General features: G+C 65.2%; 20 protein-coding genes. 5 read left to right on the plus strand and 15 right to left on the minus strand.

What is annotated here, in order from left to right:
* Nucleotides 1–72 precede the first annotated feature (72 nt).
* Nucleotides 73–708: a carbonic anhydrase gene (locus OVA31_RS06390; RefSeq protein ID WP_267630263.1), complete on the minus strand. Its 636-nt coding sequence runs from the start codon at nt 706–708 to the stop codon at nt 73–75.
* Here OVA31_RS06390 and OVA31_RS06395 point away from each other — a divergent pair.
* Nucleotides 707–1,603, plus strand: a complete 897-nt coding sequence (locus OVA31_RS06395) for an A/G-specific adenine glycosylase (protein WP_267630264.1) — start codon at nt 707–709, stop codon at nt 1,601–1,603. The genes OVA31_RS06390 and OVA31_RS06395 overlap by 2 nt on opposite strands.
* Here OVA31_RS06395 and OVA31_RS06400 read toward each other — a convergent pair.
* Nucleotides 1,560–2,453: an alpha/beta fold hydrolase gene (locus OVA31_RS06400; protein WP_420714147.1), complete on the minus strand. Its 894-nt coding sequence runs from the start codon at nt 2,451–2,453 to the stop codon at nt 1,560–1,562. The genes OVA31_RS06395 and OVA31_RS06400 overlap by 44 nt on opposite strands.
* A 29-nt stretch (nt 2,454–2,482) precedes the next feature.
* Nucleotides 2,483–2,863, minus strand: a complete 381-nt coding sequence (locus OVA31_RS06405) for a DUF427 domain-containing protein (RefSeq protein WP_267630265.1) — start codon at nt 2,861–2,863, stop codon at nt 2,483–2,485.
* 72 nt (nt 2,864–2,935) lie between these two features.
* Here OVA31_RS06405 and OVA31_RS06410 point away from each other — a divergent pair, with 72 nt between their 5' ends.
* The 3 genes from OVA31_RS06410 (at nt 2,936) to OVA31_RS06420 (ending at nt 5,535) form a co-directional block, all read left to right on the plus strand.
* A complete protein-coding gene (locus OVA31_RS06410) occupies nt 2,936–3,244 on the plus strand; it encodes an antibiotic biosynthesis monooxygenase family protein (RefSeq protein WP_267630266.1) in 309 nt (102 codons plus the stop codon).
* Between the two features lie 29 nt (nt 3,245–3,273).
* Nucleotides 3,274–3,909, plus strand: a complete 636-nt coding sequence (locus OVA31_RS06415; RefSeq protein ID WP_267631427.1) for an LON peptidase substrate-binding domain-containing protein — start codon at nt 3,274–3,276, stop codon at nt 3,907–3,909.
* Between the two features lie 123 nt (nt 3,910–4,032).
* Nucleotides 4,033–5,535: an aldehyde dehydrogenase gene (locus OVA31_RS06420; protein ID WP_190266050.1), complete on the plus strand. Its 1,503-nt coding sequence runs from the start codon at nt 4,033–4,035 to the stop codon at nt 5,533–5,535.
* A gap of 254 nt (nt 5,536–5,789) precedes the next feature.
* On the opposite strand, the gene OVA31_RS06425 is transcribed toward OVA31_RS06420, so the two are convergent.
* From OVA31_RS06425 to OVA31_RS06480, 12 genes are all read right to left on the minus strand, one after another.
* Complete coding sequence (locus tag OVA31_RS06425) at nt 5,790–6,398, minus strand: hypothetical protein (RefSeq protein ID WP_267630267.1); 609 nt, start codon at nt 6,396–6,398, stop codon at nt 5,790–5,792.
* Entirely contained in the window at nt 6,399–7,352 is a 954-nt protein-coding gene (locus tag OVA31_RS06430) for a hypothetical protein (protein WP_267630268.1), read from the minus strand.
* On the minus strand, nt 7,349–8,809 hold the full coding sequence (locus tag OVA31_RS06435) for an MCE family protein (protein ID WP_267630269.1): 1,461 nt from the start codon (nt 8,807–8,809) through the stop codon (nt 7,349–7,351). Before OVA31_RS06435 ends, OVA31_RS06430 begins: the two co-directional genes overlap by 4 nt.
* On the minus strand, nt 8,809–10,062 hold the full coding sequence (locus OVA31_RS06440; RefSeq protein WP_267630270.1) for an MlaD family protein: 1,254 nt from the start codon (nt 10,060–10,062) through the stop codon (nt 8,809–8,811). The genes OVA31_RS06435 and OVA31_RS06440 overlap by 1 nt, the downstream gene beginning before the upstream one ends.
* Complete coding sequence (locus OVA31_RS06445) at nt 10,062–11,327, minus strand: MCE family protein (protein ID WP_267630271.1); 1,266 nt, start codon at nt 11,325–11,327, stop codon at nt 10,062–10,064. Before OVA31_RS06445 ends, OVA31_RS06440 begins: the two co-directional genes overlap by 1 nt.
* 1 nt (nt 11,328) lies before the next feature.
* Nucleotides 11,329–12,552 (minus strand): MCE family protein, encoded by a 1,224-nt coding sequence (locus tag OVA31_RS06450; protein WP_267630272.1) that lies wholly within the window; start codon nt 12,550–12,552, stop codon nt 11,329–11,331.
* Nucleotides 12,549–13,607, minus strand: coding sequence for an MCE family protein (locus tag OVA31_RS06455; RefSeq protein WP_267630273.1), 1,059 nt, complete (start codon nt 13,605–13,607; stop codon nt 12,549–12,551). The genes OVA31_RS06450 and OVA31_RS06455 overlap by 4 nt, the downstream gene beginning before the upstream one ends.
* Nucleotides 13,600–14,778 (minus strand): MCE family protein, encoded by a 1,179-nt coding sequence (locus tag OVA31_RS06460; RefSeq protein WP_267630274.1) that lies wholly within the window; start codon nt 14,776–14,778, stop codon nt 13,600–13,602. Before OVA31_RS06460 ends, OVA31_RS06455 begins: the two co-directional genes overlap by 8 nt.
* A 5-nt stretch (nt 14,779–14,783) precedes the next feature.
* On the minus strand, nt 14,784–15,635 hold the full coding sequence (locus tag OVA31_RS06465) for an MlaE family ABC transporter permease (protein WP_267630275.1): 852 nt from the start codon (nt 15,633–15,635) through the stop codon (nt 14,784–14,786).
* Nucleotides 15,636–15,638: 3 nt separating this feature from the next.
* Nucleotides 15,639–16,379 carry an MlaE family ABC transporter permease gene (locus OVA31_RS06470; RefSeq protein ID WP_203588569.1) on the minus strand — a complete coding sequence of 247 codons (741 nt, stop codon included), beginning with the start codon at nt 16,377–16,379 and terminating at the stop codon, nt 15,639–15,641.
* Between the two features lie 114 nt (nt 16,380–16,493).
* Nucleotides 16,494–17,384, minus strand: a complete 891-nt coding sequence (locus OVA31_RS06475; RefSeq protein WP_267630276.1) for a 3-oxoacyl-ACP reductase — start codon at nt 17,382–17,384, stop codon at nt 16,494–16,496.
* A gap of 95 nt (nt 17,385–17,479) precedes the next feature.
* Nucleotides 17,480–17,668 (minus strand): ferredoxin, encoded by a 189-nt coding sequence (locus OVA31_RS06480; protein WP_164310824.1) that lies wholly within the window; start codon nt 17,666–17,668, stop codon nt 17,480–17,482.
* A gap of 158 nt (nt 17,669–17,826) precedes the next feature.
* Between OVA31_RS06480 and OVA31_RS06485 the strand changes: the two genes are divergently transcribed.
* Nucleotides 17,827–19,029 (plus strand): acyl-CoA dehydrogenase family protein, encoded by a 1,203-nt coding sequence (locus OVA31_RS06485; protein ID WP_267630277.1) that lies wholly within the window; start codon nt 17,827–17,829, stop codon nt 19,027–19,029.
* The last annotated feature ends 9 nt before the right edge of the window (nt 19,030–19,038 follow it).

Raw genomic sequence — 19,038 nt, forward strand, 5'->3', positions numbered from 1 at the left:
CGCTCGGCGTGTCGCACAAACAGCACCTGACCGGCCAAAAGTCTAAAGTCGGGGTTCAGCCCCAGGGCCGTGTCAGGCGTCGACGGTGTCGATACCGTCGAGCTGACCGATGACGCCGCGCACCTGCGCGCGCCCCTCGCCGAGCTGATAGGTCAGTCCGACGATCGCAAGGCGGCCGTCGGCGACGCGGTCTGCGATGATGCGGCTGCGTTCCATCAACTGTTTGCCGGTCTCGAGGACGTGCCGCGCCTCGAACTCGTCGACGCGGGTCAGCCCTTCGCTGCGGCCGGCCAGAATGCTCGGACTCACCTTCTCGACCACGTCGCGGATGTAGCCGCCGGGGATCTGCAGGTTGTCGAGGGCGTTGAGAGTGGCCTTGACCGCCCCGCAGCTGTCGTGGCCGAGGACCGCGATCAACGGCACCTCGAGTACCTCGGCGGCGAACTCCAACGAGCCCAGCACGGCCGAGTCGATGACCTGGCCCGCCGTGCGGACGACGAACATGTCGCCGAGCCCCTGATCGAAGATGATCTCGGCGGACAGACGCGAGTCCGAGCAGCCGAAGAGCACCACGTGCGGGTGTTGTCCCGACGTCAGTCGCTCACGATCCTCGATACCCTGTTTGGGATGTTGAGACTCACCGGCAACGAACCGATCGTTCCCTTCCTGCAGGATCTTCCAGGCCTCGGTCGGCGTCACTTGGCTCATGGCCACTAGTGTGCCACCGGCCGTTCTGCTCGGCTGGTTCGACCTCCACGAGCGCGATCTGCCCTGGCGTGAGCCCGGGTTGTCGGGCTGGCAGATCCTGATCAGCGAGATCATGTTGCAGCAGACCCCGGTCTCGCGCGTCGTCGGGCCGTGGCGCGAATGGATCGAAAAGTGGCCGGTACCGTCGGCGATGGCTGCTGCGTCGGCAGGCGAGGTACTACGCGCGTGGGGCAAACTCGGCTACCCGCGGCGGGCGCTCCGGCTCCACGAGTGCGCGACCGTGCTCGCCGAACAGCACGACGATCGTGTCCCCGAAGACGTGGAGACGATGCTGACCCTGCCCGGCATCGGCGACTACACCGCCCGCGCGGTCGCCTGTTTCGCTTACGGGCAGGCGGTTCCGGTGGTGGACACCAATGTTCGACGGGTCATCGCCCGCGCCGTGCACGGACGCGAACAGCCGGGCAATCCCTCTCGTGCCGACCTCGCCGACGCCACCGCTCTCTTACCGACCAGCACCGACGGCTCTGTCGATGCGGCCGCACCACGGTTCTCCGCCGCGCTGATGGAACTCGGTGCGCTGGTGTGCACGGCCCGCAGTCCGAAGTGCGACGAGTGCCCGCTCCCCGACTGCACCTGGGTACGGCTCGGCCGGCCGGCTCACACCGGACCGGCCCGCAAGGTGCAGAAGTTCGCCGGCACCGACCGACAGGTCCGGGGACTGCTGCTCGACGTCCTGCGCGGTACCGACCATCCGGTGGTCCGGGCCCGCCTGGACACGGTCTGGACCACCGACACCGCCCAACGCGACCGTGCCCTCGATTCGCTGCTGACCGACGGACTGGTGGAGCTCACCGCCGACGGTCGGTTTTGTCTTGCAGGGGAGGCGAATTGATGACCCACCCGGCCGAGGTGGTCGGCATCCCGGCCAGAAACGCCTCCACCGCACCGCGATAGATGTCCGGGGCGTCGTCGTGCACCAGATGTCCGGCGTTCGGCACACGCAGGTACTGCGCTGCGCTGTGAGTCGAACACATGGTGCGCATCTGCCCGGGTGGCGTCACCGAGTGCTCGGCCTCGATCACCAGCGACGGCACCCGCACCGAACTCCATTCGGACCAGAACTCCCGACCGCCCCATTCTTCGGCGATCTCCGACCAGATCGGCAGACTGCCGTGCAACCGGCCGTCGTCGAAGGCCTCGTAGAAGTAGCGGCCGGCGACCTCGCCGAACATCTCCTGCGCATGCGACATCGACGCGAACCGGTCGGGCCAGCTGTCGAACCACGGCGTCCAGTTGCGGGTGGTACGTCCGCGGAAATCCGGCGCCATGTCCTCGATCACCAACGCCGACACCATCTCCGGGTAGGCGGCCGCCGTGCACCAGGCGTGCAACGCGCCCATCGAATGGCCGATCAGGACCGCGGGGCCCTGATCGATCCAGGTGAGGACCTCGGCCAGGTCGGTGACGAATCGCTCGGTGCTCAGCTCGGCGGGATCATCCGGCGCCTCGACGTCGGCGCCGGTATGGAAGGCCGCGTCGAGGGTGAAGACGCGACCGTGCCGTCGTAACCACGGGATCTGACGTCGCCAGGTGCGGCCGCGCCCCATCAGGCCGTGCAGCAGGACAATCGGGCCGACACCGCGGACAGGCTGACCGTCGGAGTCGGTCGGTCCGCCGTGATCGAGCAGGCCGATGTCCGCGGTCCCGGTCTCCGGCGTCGGCGGGGGTCGAGTGGCGGTCACGGCTGACAGGGTATGGCAGTGGCCGCCGATCAGCCCGATGCCGCGTCGACGTCGACCGACACCCGACCCGGATAGAACGCGACGTGGTCGGCGATCTCCGCGACGGCGTCATAAGGGGATCGGTAGACCCAGACCGCGTCGGTCAGCACCTCGCCACCGAGGGTGAGGTCGTAGTAGTTGCACTCGCCCTTGTACGGGCAGAAGGTGGTGGTCGTGCTCTCGCGGAGCACCGACGGGTCCACGGATTCTCGGGGTATGTACTGCACGGGCGGGTACTCCGCCTCGCGCAGGGTGAGCGCATCCGCCGTCCGCGCGACGACGCTGTCGCCGACTCGGACGACGACACGATCGCCCGTCGGCGACACCGTGATCGGGTGATCGGGTCCCGGTTCCAGTCTTCCGCGTGCCATGACACCTCCACTGCGACATATGTGCGGGCGAACTGTCGATACCTCACTCCAGCATGCCAGTAGGGTGGGTCCATGGCAGTTGTGAAGATCAATGCGATTTCGGTACCCGAAGGCGCCGGACCGGAACTCGAGAAGCGATTCGCGAATCGCGCCCATTCGGTCGACGGCTCTCCGGGATTCCTCGGATTCCAGTTGCTGCGTCCCGTGAAGGGTGACGACCGGTACTTCGTGGTCACCCAGTGGGAGTCCGAAGAGGACTTCCAGGCGTGGGCGTCGGGCCCGGCGAAGGAGGCACACTCGGGCGAGCGTGCGAAGCCGGTGGCGAGCGGGGCCGACCTGCTCGAGTTCGAGGTCGTACTCGACGCCAAACCCAGCGCCTGACAGGCGTGCCGCGCGCCTCGGGCACGCCGATGTTCCCACTGGGAACCGCACTGTTGCCCGGTGAGCCGCTGCCTTTGCGGATCTTCGAGCCGCGATACCGGCAGATGCTCGCCGACTGCCTCGACGACGACGATCAGGAGTCGGCTGCGGCGACGCCCCGCGACGCCGGGTTCGGGGTCGTGCTGATCGCACGTGGCCACGAGGTGGGTGGCGGCGACGTCCGGCACGATGTGGGCACCTTCGCCCGCATCGAGAACCTGATGCGCCAGCCCGACGGCCGGGCGTCGCTCACCTGCACCGGCGCGACGCGAATCCGGATCACCGAGTGGCTCCTCGATGATCCGTATCCGAGGGCCGTCACCGAGGCCCTCCCCGAGCCTCGGATCGGTCCCGACGACCATGCCAGGGTGATCGAACTCGGCCTCGCGCTGCGCGCCTTCGTCGACGAGGTGGCCACCACCCGGCCCGAGGCGGCGCCCGTCGGCCTTCCTGACTTCGACGTCGCCGACCTCGCCGAACACGGTCTGTTCGAGTGGGCCACCCGGTTGCCCATCGGCCCGGCCGACCGGCAACAGCTGCTCGAATGCGACACCGTGGCAGAGCAGATCTCTGTTCTCGACGATGTCGTCGAGGGACTCACTGCGATGATCCGCTTCGGCCGCTGATATCTGCCGGGTGAGAATTCCGGGTTCGGTCGACGCAGGTGGCGACCACCCCTGGCCCCGAAGTTAGAACGTGTTCTAGTATCGGTTGTGGAGTAGTTCATACCACCACTCAGGAGCACATCTATGACCGAGACCGTCGAGTCCCGTCCGGCATCCGACCTGGTCGGCGCCGGCGACCAACCGCAACTGTTCATCGGTGGACAGTGGGTGGATCCGCATTCGACCGAGACGCTCGAGGTGTTCTCGCCCGCCACCGGGGAGCGCGTGGGTTCCGTACCGCTCGCCGACGAGGTCGATGTCGACACCGCGGTCAAGGCCGCCCGGGCCGCATTCGCGTCGGGCGTCTGGCGCGACACCGCACCAGCCGATCGGGCCGCGGTCCTGAACCGGGCGGCAGATCTGATCAACGAGCGCATGGGCGAGATCAGCAGCCTGGTCTCTGCCGAGATGGGCGCCACCCCCACCGATGTGACCACCCTCCAGGGGCTGGCCGGCACCGGAGTGCTGCAGGGTTACGCCGCCGCCACCACCGACTTCGCGTGGGAGGAGAAGCGCGCCGGACTGTTCGGTGAGACCCTGGTGACCCGCGAGGCCGTCGGTGTCGTCGGCGCGATCATCGCGTGGAACGTCCCACTGTTCCTGCTGTGCAACAAGTTCGGCCCCGCGCTGGCAGCCGGCTGTTCCATCGTGCTCAAGCCCGCTCCCGAGACCCCGCTCAACGCAAACCTGCTCGCGCAGCTCTTTGTCGAGGCGGGCGTCCCCGAAGGCGTGATCTCGGTGGTGCCCGGCGGCGTCGCCGCGGGCCAGGCACTGGTCGACCATCCCGACGTCGACAAGATCACCTTCACCGGCTCGACCGTCGCAGGCCGTGCGATCGCCGCGCGCTGCGGCGAGACCCTCAAGCGCTGTTCGCTGGAGCTCGGCGGCAAGTCGGCAGCGATCGTCCTCGACGACGTCGATCTCGAGGCCAACATCCACATGCTGGTCTTCTCGGCCGGTCTGATCAATGCCGGCCAAGCGTGCGTCGCCCAGACGCGCGTTCTGGTCCCACGCTCGCGCCACGACGAGATCGTCGATGCCATGGTCGCCACCGCCAAGACCTTCACCCCGGGACTGCCGACGGCGGAGGGCACCGGGCTGGGCCCGATCATCACCGCCAAGCAGCGGGACAAGGTCGAGGGTTACGTGGCGAAGGGCAAGGAGGAAGGCGCAACGGCCGTGCTCGAGGGCACCCGCCCCGAGGGCCTGGAGAACGGCTTCTACGTCACCCCGACGATCTTCACCGGCGTCACCAACGACATGACGATCGCGCGCGAGGAGATCTTCGGCCCGGTCATCAGCGTGATCGCCTATGACACCGTCGACGAGGCCGTCGCCATCGCCAACGACTCCGATTACGGTCTGGCGGGGTCGATCTGGACTGCCGACGTCGAGCGCGGCGTCGAAATCGCCAAGCAGGTCCGCACCGGAACGCTCGGGATCAACTGGTACGCCATCGATCCGGGTTCACCGTTCGGCGGCTACAAGAACTCGGGCATCGGCCGCGAGAACGGCCGCGAGGGTCTCGAATCCTACGTCGAGCACAAGTCGATCCTCATGCCGATGGGGTATACCTCCGAATCCTGATCTCTCACAGGGGAATCGGGGTCGGTCGCCGAACGGTGACCGACCCCGTTTTTCGTGCCTGCGCCTCCTGACCAGAAAAGCGCCCCCGAAAAGCGCCCTCCTCCAGAGCCTCGTCGACATATCGTCGACGAGAACCGTGGACAGGGCGCTTTTCGGGGGCGCTTTTCTGGCTAAGCGGGCCGCACAAGTCCGAACCAGCTGCCGGTCGAGTAGCCCCCGAGCTTGCGAGGGAGCGTATCGAGGCCGCGTGGGCGTCAGCCCGCGGGCGGAGCCGACGGGGCAGGTGACGACGGAGACTTCGACGTCGGCATGGGAACAGCACCGGGCGGCGGTGTGTCCGTCTGCTCGACACGGCTACGGAACGAGTCGTCGGTGATCACGTCGATCCCATTGATCATCCACCGATCGCCCTGCTTGACCATGCTGAACGTCAGCCTGCTCGGGTCCACGCGGACGAGTTCCTTGTTGTTGCGCGTGACCGACTGGTTCATGAAGATCAGCACCTTGGAGGTGTCCTGGGTGTTGGTCACCACGCCGGCGTCCTGGATGGTCACGGCTGACACCACACCCTGCTTACGCACCTCGGTGGCGAGATTGTTCTTGGTGACCAGATCGTCGTAGGTCGGCTTTGCCGCACCGGTCAACACCGACTGCGACTCCGCGATGTGCTGATCGACGTTCTGTGGGGTGTACCCGAACATGGTGGTGGCGTAGCCTTTTGCTGCATCCAGGGATGAGTTCCGCGCGTTCTCGGTTGCTCGGTCGTCGAAGAACCGGATGCCGAGGAACACCGTCACGGCCGCAGCCGCGACCAGCAATATGACAAGCGTTGCCGCGACGACGCGGCCGGTGGTGATACGCATCTACGTCACCCACTCGAAGTTCGTCATCTTCAGGTCGCCGTTGATCCGGGTCATCTGTACCCGCCACCGGAACGTCTGAACGATCGTCTCCTCCTTGGGATCCGGATTCTTCATCTGCCACCCGTAGACGACGATGGCAGTTCCCTCGTCCGGCTCCGCCTTGGTCACGGCCTCCGACAGGATGGTGGTCTTGGTGTCGATCTTCTGGTCCTTGACCAGACCGACAGCCTGCTTCATCGAGTCCTGCATCTGCTGCTGAGCCTTGCCACTCGTCTTGTCCTGCAACGTCTTCAGAGCACCGTCGACGTTGTTCGGGTTGAGTGTGGTCAGGTTGACGATCATCTGCGAGGCGAAATCCGAGTACTCGGCTCGCAGGTCGTTCTTCTTGTCATAACGGTTGATACCTACTGCGAAGATCACCGACACCGCAACGCAGGCGACGATCACGACCCCGCACACCGAGGCCAGGACGATGCGCTTGGTCCGCGACGAATCGGCGCCCTTGTACCGGACCGCCGACCCGTCGCCGGCGAGACGATCGTCGCGGCTCCGACGCGACGCGGCGTTGCGCGCACTTCGACGCTCTCGATAGGTGAGCTGATCACCCGCGACCGGGATCGATTGCTCCTCGGAGTCGCCCTTACCGGTGTCACTCTTACCCGGGTCGCCCCTGTCGGTTTCGTCTGCGTTCTCGACGGCTTCGGCAGTACCCGCCGCTTCACCGGCGCTCTCGATCTCACTGGAGCCTTCGACCTCGGCGTCCGACGACAGCTCCTCGGCAGGCGCCGCGGCCCCTCCGGACCCGGCCGAACCCGGGGGCCGTTTCCGCCCACGGCCGAGCGGGGCCTTGCGAACAGGCGCACGACGAACAGGCGTCGACGGGGCCGACGCCTGTTCCTCCGTGCTTTCCGGGCTGGGGTCGGGCGTGGTGTCCTCAGACTTGTCCGAGGTCACTTCTGCACCGTGCTGCTGATCATGCTCTCCCACGTACTGTCTTGTCCTTGTGAATCCTGTCCCAGACCGGCGTTGTAGGTCTTGCCGTCCGGACCGATGTAGTCACCCGTCTTGGGATCGTACGGGGTGGCATACACCGCGGCGCCGGGCGTGTAGCTCGACGGGGTCGCCTGGGTTGCCTCACCGCTCGCGGGCTTTGCCTGACCACCTGCGGGCTTTGCCTGGCCGTTCGCCGGCGCCTTGAGCCCGAAGGGCAGCCCGTCCGGGAAGGCGACGTTCTCACCCTTCGGCTTGTAGCCCGTCCGGCATTCCTCGGGTGTCGGAGCCCGGCGACCCGGGAACTCCGCGCACGGGAAATTCCGGGCGCCGCGCACGGCAAGGTTCGAGTCCTGCGGCACTCGGCACAGCATGCCCGGCGGGATGTCGCGGGGCGTCTGGATCGCAGGCGATCGCCACTGCGAAGCCGGCATGAATCCCATCGTGCAGGTCCCCGGGTCCTGGAAGCCCAACGCGAAATCCACGTTGGCGCCGTAATGTCCGTTCTCGGTGTTGAGTGCGGTGATGAGAGCGGCCATCAGGCGTGGATAGATCACCACGATCTGCTGGAGATTCGGATGGTAGACCGCCAGTGTCTTCGCTGACACGCCCAGATTCGCGATGAGCATCGGCAGTGTCTGGTCCATCGACGAGAACAGTTCCTGCGTCTGCGACGCCGTGGACGGCCCCTTTTCGAGGATGTCGGTGACCTCTGGGTTGTTGGCCCGCAACTGATCGGTGAACTTGGTGACATCTGCGGTCCAGGAACGGATCTCGTCGGTGGTCTGCGACTGGGTGGACAACAGCGGCCCGGACTGATCGATGAGTTTCATCAACGGCTCGGTGTTCTTCGACGCGTCGCCCACCAGCAACGTCATCGAGTCGAGCAGTCGCTGCAACTGCTCACCGGTGCCGTTGAAGGCCTCGAAGGCCTCGTCCATCACCGAACGCAGCTTCGTGTCGCCGACCTTGTTCAGCAAGGCATTCGCCTGGTCGAGCATGGTCGAGATCTCGACGGGTACCTGGCCGCTGTCCACCACCGAGCCGTCATACAGGTGGCCGGACGGTCCGTTCGGCACCGGTGTGAACTCGACGTACTGCTCGCCGATCGCCGACACACTGCGCACCGCGGCCTGCGACGACACCGGGATCTCGGTCCCGCTGTCGATCGACAGGTCGGCGACCACACCGTTCTCGGTCAGCTGGACCGCAGTGACCTTACCGACGTTCACGCCACGGAAACTGACGTTCGCGTTCTGGTACAGCCCACCGCTGCTCGGCAACTTGAGCTCGACGCGGTACTCGCCGATCCCGAACATCGACGGAATCCGGATGTAGAAGATCGCCATCGCGATCAGCGCGATCACCGTGACGATGGCGAAGATCAGCAGCTGGATCCGGACGAAGCGGGTGATCTTCATCAGTTGCCCCCGCTCTTCTTGGGCGCCGGCGCCGAGGCGGTCGCCGGGGCGCGTCCGTTCGATTGCTTCTTGTTCGGCTGCATCCCATCCGGGCTCAGCGGCGAGGTGAACGGATCGAGACCGCGTTTGGCCGCACCCGCCTGCTGTCCGAGGACGCCTTCCGGCCCGACCAGGCCGACCGAGGAGAGCAAACCGCGCGACAGCCGTCCGAAGCTCAGATCGAGCACGAGGTCACTGTTCACGTAGTCGCCCTTGACGATTTTCGGGATGGCCGCTTCGTAGAAGGGGAAGGTCAGGAAGATGCCGAGCGACTGTGTCAGAGCCGGCCCGGTCGCCTGTAGTTGATCGAGGACCGGCGACAGATTCGACACGATGGTCTTGATGTCTTTGTCGTTCGCATCGATGATGTCGTTGCTCGTCTTCGAGAGCTTCCCCAGAGCGCCGAGCGTGTCGATGAACTGCTGCTTCTGCTCGTTGAGGAGACCGAGGATCTGCGGCCCGTCGGAGAGCGCCTTCTCCACGGTCGGGGTCTGCTCGTTGATCGACGCGGCCAGTCTGTCCAGTCCCTCGGTCGCCCGGATGATGTTGGCCTTCTGGTTGTTCAGATCGCCGACCAGGGTGTTGAGCCGCGGCACCAGCTTGCTGATGGTGTCCTGCCGCCCGGTGAACACCGAGTTCATCTCGTGCACGATGTCGCCGAACTGCGCCAGCCCACCACCGTTGAGCACCACCGAGAGCGAACTCAGCACCTGCTCGGTGGTCGGGTAGGTACACGCCGCGACCTGCTGTGCCGAATTGATGTCGGGCACCGACGGCGCACCGGGACTCGTCGTGATGTTGCTCTGCTCAGGACATTTGGTGAGCGGAATCTCCTCACCTGCCGCCATCACCCCGCCGGTCGGGTTCTCTGGCTGGACGATCTGCAGGTGCGACGACCCGAGCACACTGGTCAACCCGACCATCACGTGCGATCCGCGCGGCACGGTGACACCAGGGTTCAGACGGATGTCCACGTGCGCGTTCCAGTTGTCCACCGTGATCGGACCGACGCTGCCGACGGTGGCGTCGTCGATCATCACCGGCGCATTCGACACCAGTCCGGCCGCCGTCGGGATCATCGCGGAGATCACGTACGACCCGTTGCCGGTGCCCTGCGCACCCGGGATCGCCATACTGTTGAGCCCCTGGAAGCTACACCCCGACACACCGGCGATCAGGGCGGCGAGGATGACCGCGATTCCCGCCCGGCGCATCAGTTCTCACCTCCGAACGGCACGAGGAGATTGCCGAGGGCACTGCCGCCGGAGTTGTCGTTCTTGCGGGTCTGGGCGTCCTGCTCGCGGATTCCCGCCTGCGCACGCGCCTTGACATCGGCGTTCTGGTACTGGATCTGGTTGGGCCGCGCATTGATACCGGTCACCGGATTGGTGAGGAACGGCGGGTAGTTCATCGAGATCGAGGAGAGGACCGGCGCCATCACGTCGACACATTTCTCCACCTCTGCCTGGCTCTGCCCCGGTCGGTCGTTGGCCTGCATCGACCCACACAACAGCGTGATGAGGTTCGCGCCCATGCCCAGACCGAAGATGCCGGAGAGGGAGCCGGTCATCGGGTTGTAGATGTTGTAGAAATTGGCCAGCTGATGCGGCCCCGAGTGCAGGAGCCCGCGGATCTGCTGGTCCTTGTCGGCCAGGATCTTCGTCGTGTCGGAGAGATTCTTCACCGAACCGGACAGTGTCTTCCCGTTCTTGTTGATGAAGTCCTGCACGTCCGACATCGCACTGTCGAGGTTGTGCAGAGCGCCGTTGAGTTCGTCGGTGTTGTTTCCGAGCACCTTGCTGACCGATGCGATGCGGCCGTTGAACTGAACCATCTGCTCATGGCTCGTCGACAACGCGTCCGTGAGTTTCTGCAGGCTCCGGATGGTGGAGAACAGGTCGCCGCGGCCGGCCGAGAGGGTGCCCATCACGTCGGAGAGTTCCTTGATCGACGCGTTGATGGCCGCCCCGTTGCCGTCGAGGTTCTTGTCCGCGACATCGATCAGCCGTGCCGCCGAGCCGGGATCGGCACCCTTGGGACCGACCGCCTCGGTGAGTTTGGACAACTGCTTCTTGATGTCATCCCATTCGACGGGGACGGCCGTCCGGTTCATCGGGATGTCGGCGTTCTCGGCCATCTTCGCGCCGCCGGCGTACACCGGGGTGAGCTGGACGAACCTCCCCGACACCAGGCTCTGCGCCACCACTACCGCCTTGGCGTCGGCCGGGATGGGAGTGTCCTTGTCCACCTGCATCTTGATCTCGACATCACCGTCACGCGGCGTCACCGAGGTCACCTTGCCGACGTTCACGCCGAGGACCCGGACCGGGTCACCGTTGTAGAGCCCGCCGGCGGACGGGAAGTAGGCGGTGATCGTGTTGTTGGTCGCCTTGTTGAAGCCCACGTAGCCGATGACGATCACCAGGATCGCCAGCACCACCGCGGCGATGGCCTGCCAGATGCGTTTGCCGATGCCCATGTCAGCCCCCCTGCCCCTGTGTCGTCGCGGGGCCCTTCGGATATTCCAGCTTGGGCGCCTTCGGCTTCGGCGCATTGTTGTCGTAGCCGGGCACCAGCTTGAAACCGTTCGGGTTCAACGGATTCGTGTAGTTGAAGGCCTTCCAGACCTCCGGGTACTTACGTTGCAGGACCTTCATGAACACCGCGGTGTAGTCGCCGAAGGTCGGGATGCCCACCAGCGACGAGAAGTACGGCCCCGAGGACACCGCCTCGCCGAGGACGTTGGCGTACGGACCGAGCTCGTCGATGGCCGATTTCAGGCTCGCCTGGTTGTCGGTGAGGATCTTCAGCACTCCGTCGAGTTTGGTCAGGACCGGGGTCAGCTGTGCGTTGTTGTCCTTGATGAAGCCGCTGATCTGCACACTCACATCACGCGTGCCGGAGATCAGCGCCGCGATCGCCGCCTGCCGGGTCTGCAGTTCTCCGACGAGCGAATTGGCATCCAACAGAAGCCGATTGATCTGCTCACTGCGGTCCCCGACGATCTTGGTGACCTGATTCGCCTTGCCGAGCAGTCCCCGCAACGCGTCGTCACGGTCGGCCACCGACTTCGAGAGTCGGGCAACACCATCGACGGCGCCGCGCACCTGATCCGGCGTCTGCGCGAACGTGTCCGACATGACATTGAGCGCCTTGTTGAGCTGGTCGGAATCCGTCTCCGCCAGTGTGTCGGTCGCGCCCTCGAGGGCGTCGGTGAGCGAGTACGGCGCGATGGTGTTCTCGTTGGGGATCTCACCGCCGGGCCGGATACGGTCCGGTCCGTGCGGCAGGATCGTCAGGTTGCGCCGGCCCAGGACGGTCTCGGTCTTGATCGCCGCCTGCGAATCGATCCCCATCATGACGGTGTCGTTCATCCGGAACGTCACCTGCGCCTTGGTGCCACCGTTGGTGTTCGCGAGCGAGACATTCTGAACCGTACCGACATTCACGCCGGATACGGTCACGATGTCGCCGGAGACAAGGCCGCCCGCGTCGTCGAAGTAGGCCTTGTAGGTGCTGATCGGCGACAGGTACGGCAATTTGTCCATCTGCATGGCCACAATCACCACGAGAGCGGTGATCACCACGCCGATGACGCCGATCTGCGCCCGACTGCGCCCGCCGCGCTTGTCTTCTCGGGCGACGTCTGCGTCCCCCGACGTCGTGCGTTTGTTGCGGAAGATTCCGCTGAACGGAAGGCTCATGAGATCGGGCACCTCCCCCCGGGTCCGGTCGTGTCGCCCGTTGCATCGATGTTCGTCCACGAGATCTGTTTGCCGCCCGGACCACTGAAGATGATCCGAACCTTGCAGAGCCAGATCTGCAGCCACGCACCGTAACTGCCGAGATTGGACAGCTTGTGGAAATCACCGGGTAGCCGCTGGATCAGGCCGCTCACGTAGTCGCCACCCTTGAGGACCTGCTCGGAGGTCTTGCCCAGGTTGGCGGTGGTGGACTGGATGTCGGGTCGGGTGGACACGAGCAGATCGGACAGGCCGTTGGTCAGCTTCGATGTCTGGGTCAACGCATTGCCGATCGTGCCCCGCTGCGCGGACAGGCCGGTCACGAGTTGTTGCAGCAGATCGACGCTCTGATCGAAGCCCTTGCGGTCACCGTCGAGCGTCGTCAGGGTCTTGTTCAGATTGTCGATGACCTGGCCGATCAGTGCGTCACGATCGGCGAGTGCATTGGTGAACTGCGAGGTGTTCGACAACAGACTGTTCAGGCCGGCACCCTGCCCCTGGAAGACGTCGATCAAGGACGCCGAGAGTTCGTTCACCTCAGCCGGATTCAGTGTCCGGAAGAGAGGCTTGAACCCGCCGAGGAGCTTGTCGAGGTCGAGCGCCGGTTGGGTGTGCGCAACCGGGATCTGGTCGCCCGGCGAGAGTGTCTTGTCGGGGTCGCCGGTGCCGCGCTGCAGTTCGAGGTAACGGTCACCGGTGAGGTTCTCGTAGCGTACGAGCGCCTGGACCGAGGTGGGCAACGGGAACTTCTGGTCGACGCTGAAACCGATCTTGGCCTCGTTGTCGGTGGTGAGCGACACCTTCTTGACCGACCCGACCTCGACCCCGGCGATCTTCACCTTGCTCCCCGGCTTGATCGCCGACGCACTGGTGAACAGTGCCGAATACTCCTCGGACTTGCCCGAGCGATATTGGCTGAACACGACGACGAGCGCCACGAACACCAGGACCATCACGACGGTGAACGCTCCCAGTTTGATGAGAGTTGCGCGGAACGCGCGGGCACGGTTATCCACGGGGCGGTGCTCCGAACAGCAATTGGAAGATCTTCGTCTTGTCGGCCTTGGGAGTGGTACGAGGCTGGTAGGGGGTGCTCGCGGTGTCGCTCACATAGAACGGCACGTGCTCGGTCGAGTCCACGTTGCTCAGCCCGCCTTCACAGGTGGGAGGGCCGTTCGCAGCCACCCGCGGGAGATCCTCGGGGTACCGGTACGGTTCCTTGCCCGGCAGCAGACCGGCGTTCAACTTCAGCAGGCCGTCGTTGACGCCGAAAACCGGTGCCGCCTTCTGGCCACCCTGGGCGACCGAGGTGATGAAGCACTTCAGGCCGGGGGCCTGATATCCGAGCAGCCGGGCCGTCGGATTCAGGTTCGACAGCGCCGAGATCAGGGTCGACTTCGACGGCGCGATGATCCCGTTGATCGTGTTGGCCATCCCGGTCGCGTTGATGAGCAGCGCGTCCAGATTGGCGGTGTTGTCCACCAGGGTGTTCCCGACGTAGGTGAAGTTGTCCACCGTGCGCATCAGGTTCGGCATCGTGTCCGCGTACACATTCGTCACTGTGGCGGTTTGCCGGAACAGGGCATTGAGTTCGGGAAGGTGCTTGTTGGTCGTACCGACCAGCTTCGACAACTGATCGACAGCGACACCGACCTGCTCACCGCGTCCCGACAGCGCGGTGTTGATCGCACCGAGCGTTGCGTTGAGCTTCTCCGGCTGCAGCTGCGCGAGCACACCCACCAGCTGCTGGTACACCGTGTTGAGCTCGACCACCACGTGATCGGCGTCGATGGTCTGTCCCGACTGGATCGTCCCCGACGCCCCGGACGACGGGACAACCAGGTTCACCGCCTTCGCACCGAAGATGGTGTTCGACTTGATGTCGGCGCTCACGTTGCCCGGGATCTTCGACATCTGGTCGGACGCGATGTCGAGTTTGACCACCGCGTTGTTGCCGTTCTCCGAGATCGACGCGACCCGGCCGACCTCCACACCACGCAACTTGACCTTGGCGTCCGGGTTCATCACCAGCCCGGCTCGCGGTGCCTGCAACGTGACCGGCTGGGTCGAGTCGAACCAGCCGAGGAACTGGCCGGCCGCCGCCGCGATGACGGCGACCAGCGACACGACCATGACGGTCGCCGCCGTCCGGCGGACCGCTCTGCTGCGCTCCTGTCGTCTGACCATGTCCCTTATCCCGCCAAGTTGAATTTGCCGTCGGCGCCGTAAATGGCGAGCGACGTCAAAAGTGTGATCACAACCACAACAACGAGCGATGCACGAACCGCGTTCCCCACCGCGACGCCGACGCCCACGGGACCACCCGACGCGTTGTAGCCGTAATAGGTGTGGATGAGCATCACGGCCACCGCCATACAGATCGCCTGCACGAAGGACCAGAGGATGTCCGACGGGATGAGGAACGTGTTGAAGTAGTGGTCGTAGACGCCTGGTGACTGTCCGTAGATGAACACCGTGGCGAACCGGCTGGCGATGAACGAGGCGAGCGACGCGAGCGCGTAGAGCGGGATGATCGCGATCAGGCCCGCGACGATCCGGGTGCTGACCAGATACGGGATCGAGGAGATCGCCATCGTCTCGAGGGCATCGATCTCCTCACTGACCCGCATCGCGCCGAGCTGAGCCGTCGCACCTGCGCCGATCGTCGCGGCGAGGGCGATACCCGAGATGACCGGGACCGCGATACGCACGTTGATGAACGCCGAGAAGAAGCCGGTCAGCGCCTCGACGCCGATGTTCGCCAGCGAGCTGTACCCCTGGACGGCGATGGTGCCGCCGGTGAACAGCGTCAGGAAGCCGACGACCACCACCGTGCCGCCGATCATGGCGAGCGCTCCGGTACCCATCGAGATCTCCGCGATGAGACGCAGGGTCTCCTTCTTGTAATGCTTGATCGCTCGCGGGATCGCGACGATGCTGTCCCAGTAGAAAAGGGCCTGATCGCCGATCTGATCCCAGTCCTCGCCGGCTCGCTTCGCGGCGATGCGGGCACTGCGGAACCTGGTCGTGAACGGAAGAACCATGTGTCAGCCCGCCGTCGCTTTGAGACCGACCGCGGTCACCACGACGTTGACGACGAACAACGCCATGAACGAATACACGACGGTCTCGTTGACCGCGTCGCCGACACCCTTGGCACCACCCTTGACGTTGAGGCCCTGATAGCAGCCCACCATCCCGGCGAACAGGCCGAAGAGCGCTGCCTTGACCATCGAGATCATCAGCTCCCCGAAGCCGGTCAGCAATGTCAGGTTCGCGATGAACGCGCCCGGGTTCACGTCCTGCAGGAACACCGAGAACATGAATCCGCCGCCGATGCCGATCGTGCACACAAGGCTGTTGAGCAGGATGGCCACTCCGGTGGACGCGATGATGCGCGGGACGACGAGGCGATGGATCGGGTTGATGCCGAGCACCTTCATCGCGTCGATCTCTTCGCGGATGGTGCGCGCGCCGAGGTCGGCGCAGATGGCGGTGGCTCCGGCACCCGCGACGATCAGTACCGTCACGATCGGTCCGATCTGGGTAATCGTGCCCAATGCCGCGCCGGCACCCGACAGATCCTGTGCGCCGATCTCGCGCAACAGGATGTTCAGCGTGAAGCTGACCAGGACGGTGAACGGGATGGCGACCAAAAGGGTCGGGACCATCGAGACCCGGGCGATCGCCCACGATTGCTCGACCGTCTCGCGCCATTGAAATGGCCGGCGGAACAGCTCCCGTGCGGATTCGACCCCCAGGGCGACGAAGTCCCCAACACCTGACATAGGCGTGGCGAGCTTCTCAAACACCAACACTCCTTACCCCCCGGGGGAACCCCCCGTCGCTGTGCCCGCCCCGGCGAACACCGCGAACTTATCATGTGGTCAACACACGTTTGGTCAGTCGACCAATTCACTCGCCGAGAACGTCCGGCTCGCATCGCGGCCGGCAAAGTAGCTGGTCAGCGTCTTCGCCAGGTCGCCATCTTCCCATGCAGCCCCCACTGCCGTGAAGGTCTCCTCCACGGTCGGGGCGGCCATCAGCATGACCTTGGCCCCGTAGACGACGAAGACCTGGCCGGTAACCCTCTCGGCATCGCTTCCGGAAAGGTATTTCACCAGCTTGACCACGTGTTCCGGCGCAAGCGGATCGGCACCGTCGTCGGGAGCATCCCCGAAGACGTCCGAGGTCATCGGCGTCCGCGCGCGGGGACAGATCGCATTGGCCCGGACCCCGTAACGCTCGAGCGCCCGCGACGCCGACACCGTCAGGGCGATGATCCCGGACTTGGCCGCAGCATAGTTCGCCTGCCCGCCCGGTCCGAGGAGTCCCGCTTCCGAGGCGGTGTTGATCAGGCGCCCGTAGACCGGCCCCCCGGCCGCCTTCGAGGCGCTGCGCCAATGGCTCGCAGCGTTGCGATTGAGCAGGAAATGCCCGCGCAGATGGACCCGGATGACCAGATCCCACTCGTCGTCGGTCATGTTGAACAACATCTTGTCGCGGGTGATCCCCGCGTTGCTCATGACGATGTCCAGAGAGCCGAGGTCGTCCGTGGCGGTCCGCATGATCTCCGTCGCGGTCGCCGACTCCCCGATGTCTCCCGCCACTGGGACTGCCCGGCCTCCGGCCGCCGTGATGACGTCGATGACATCACTCGAATCGAGTGACGCCGCAAGGTCGTTCACGATCACCGTGGCGCCCTCGCCGGCCAATCCGATCGCCTCCGCGCGACCGAGGCCCCCACCGGCTCCGGTAACGACCGCTACACGTCCGTCCAACGACTGACCCACGCCAGTTCCCTCCTCAAGGCTGCAACAAACTAGAACCTGTTCTAGCACGAACGCGCTCAGACCGGAACCGGTTGGTCAGATTCCCGTCGTTCGGCTCATTCCAGCGAGAGCGCGGACTTGGGGCAGCTGGCCACCACCTGCCGCATCTCCTCCTCGCGCTCTGCGGGCACCTCTTCGTTGAGAATCACCAGGTAGTCGTCATCATCGAGGTCGAATACATCCGGCGCCATGCCCACGCACACGGCATTGGACTCGCAAAGGTCGAAATCTGCCTTGATTCGCATCCTGGCCACTCCTTCGAGACTGTTCGTCTGGTTGACGGGCTGTGTCATTCAGGTTAGAACGTGTTTCAGAAGTTGGCGAGTACCACCTCGCCATCTCCGGTTGATCACTGTGACATATCGCCGGTACGCCCCATCAGCCCGAGGACACGGAGAGCCCGATGCGCATCGCCTACACCGACCAGCAGACAGACCTTCGTCGGGAGTTGCGATCCTACTTCGCGGCCCTGATGACCGATGAGCGCCGAGCCGCCCTGACCGGCGGCGAAGGTGAACTCGGCGAGGGCGATGCATACCGCGACGTGGTCGCCCAGATGGGCAGCGACGGGTGGCTCGCCCTCGGTTGGCCGACCGAGTTCGGCGGCCAGAACCGGTCCATGATGGACCAGCTGATCTTCACCGACGAAGCGGCGATCGCCGGCGCCCCGGTCCCGTTCCTGACCATCAACTCGGTCGCGCCGACGATCATGCACTACGGGACCGACGAGCAGAAGGCGTTCTTCCTGCCGAAGATCGCGGCGGGACAGTTGCACTTCTCCATCGGCTATTCGGAGCCCGGCGCAGGCACCGACCTGGCGGCGCTGCGGACCACGGCCATCCGAGACGGCGACGAGTACGTGATCAACGGCCAGAAGATGTGGACCAGCCTGGTTCCCTACGCCGACTACATCTGGCTCGCCTGTCGGACCGACCCGAGCCAGCTGGAACCCGGCGGGAAGAAGCACAAGGGCATCTCCATGCTGATCGTTCCCGCCACCGCGGAGGGCTTCAGCTACACGCCGGTGCACACGATGGCCGGGGTCGACACCAGCGCCACCTACTACCAGGACGTCCGGGTGCCCACCTCGGCGCTGGTCGGCGAGGAGGGCGGCGGCTGGCCACTGGTGACCAATCAGCTCAACCACGAGCGCGTCGCACTGTGCAGCGCCGCTCCCATCCAAACCGCTTTGCGAGAGACAGTCGAATGGGCGCAGAACACCAAAACCGGTGACGGGCAGCGGGTCATCGACACCCCGTGGGTCCAGAGCAATCTCGCCCGCGTCCACGCCAAGGTCGAGTTCTTGAAGCTGATCAACTGGAAGATCGCGTCCATCGCTGCATCCGGTGCGTCGCCCAGCCCAGCCGATGCGTCGGCGACAAAGGTCTACGGCACCGAGTTCGCCACCGAGGCATACCGATTGCTGATGGAGACCGTCGGCCCCGCCGCGACCCTGCGGCGCGGCAGCACCGGCGCACACCTGCAGGGCCGCCTCGAGCGGTTCCAGCGTTCCTCGCTGATCCTCACCTTCGGCGGCGGGACGAACGAGGTCCAGCGCGACATCATCGGCATGCTCGCACTCGGACTGCCGCACCAGCGCCGATAGTCCGCCGGC

Origin of the sequence: Gordonia sp. SL306 (assembly GCF_026625785.1) — a bacterium.
Taxonomy (GTDB): Bacteria; Actinomycetota; Actinomycetes; order Mycobacteriales; family Mycobacteriaceae; genus Gordonia.

Coding starts and splice junctions, on each gene's coding strand:
- OVA31_RS06395 (WP_267630264.1), top strand. CDS start 707: ATGGCCACTAGTGTGCCACCGGCCGTTCTGCTCGGCTGGTTCGACCTC.
- OVA31_RS06390 (WP_267630263.1), bottom strand. CDS start 708: ATGAGCCAAGTGACGCCGACCGAGGCCTGGAAGATCCTGCAGGAAGGG.
- OVA31_RS06405 (WP_267630265.1), bottom strand. CDS start 2,863: ATGGCACGCGGAAGACTGGAACCGGGACCCGATCACCCGATCACGGTG.
- OVA31_RS06410 (WP_267630266.1), top strand. CDS start 2,936: ATGGCAGTTGTGAAGATCAATGCGATTTCGGTACCCGAAGGCGCCGGA.
- OVA31_RS06415 (WP_267631427.1), top strand. CDS start 3,274: ATGTTCCCACTGGGAACCGCACTGTTGCCCGGTGAGCCGCTGCCTTTG.
- OVA31_RS06420 (WP_190266050.1), top strand. CDS start 4,033: ATGACCGAGACCGTCGAGTCCCGTCCGGCATCCGACCTGGTCGGCGCC.
- OVA31_RS06425 (WP_267630267.1), bottom strand. CDS start 6,398: ATGCGTATCACCACCGGCCGCGTCGTCGCGGCAACGCTTGTCATATTG.
- OVA31_RS06435 (WP_267630269.1), bottom strand. CDS start 8,809: ATGAAGATCACCCGCTTCGTCCGGATCCAGCTGCTGATCTTCGCCATC.
- OVA31_RS06440 (WP_267630270.1), bottom strand. CDS start 10,062: ATGCGCCGGGCGGGAATCGCGGTCATCCTCGCCGCCCTGATCGCCGGT.
- OVA31_RS06445 (WP_267630271.1), bottom strand. CDS start 11,327: ATGGGCATCGGCAAACGCATCTGGCAGGCCATCGCCGCGGTGGTGCTG.
- OVA31_RS06450 (WP_267630272.1), bottom strand. CDS start 12,552: ATGAGCCTTCCGTTCAGCGGAATCTTCCGCAACAAACGCACGACGTCG.
- OVA31_RS06460 (WP_267630274.1), bottom strand. CDS start 14,778: ATGGTCAGACGACAGGAGCGCAGCAGAGCGGTCCGCCGGACGGCGGCG.
- OVA31_RS06465 (WP_267630275.1), bottom strand. CDS start 15,635: ATGGTTCTTCCGTTCACGACCAGGTTCCGCAGTGCCCGCATCGCCGCG.
- OVA31_RS06470 (WP_203588569.1), bottom strand. CDS start 16,379: ATGTCAGGTGTTGGGGACTTCGTCGCCCTGGGGGTCGAATCCGCACGG.
- OVA31_RS06480 (WP_164310824.1), bottom strand. CDS start 17,668: ATGCGAATCAAGGCAGATTTCGACCTTTGCGAGTCCAATGCCGTGTGC.
- OVA31_RS06485 (WP_267630277.1), top strand. CDS start 17,827: ATGCGCATCGCCTACACCGACCAGCAGACAGACCTTCGTCGGGAGTTG.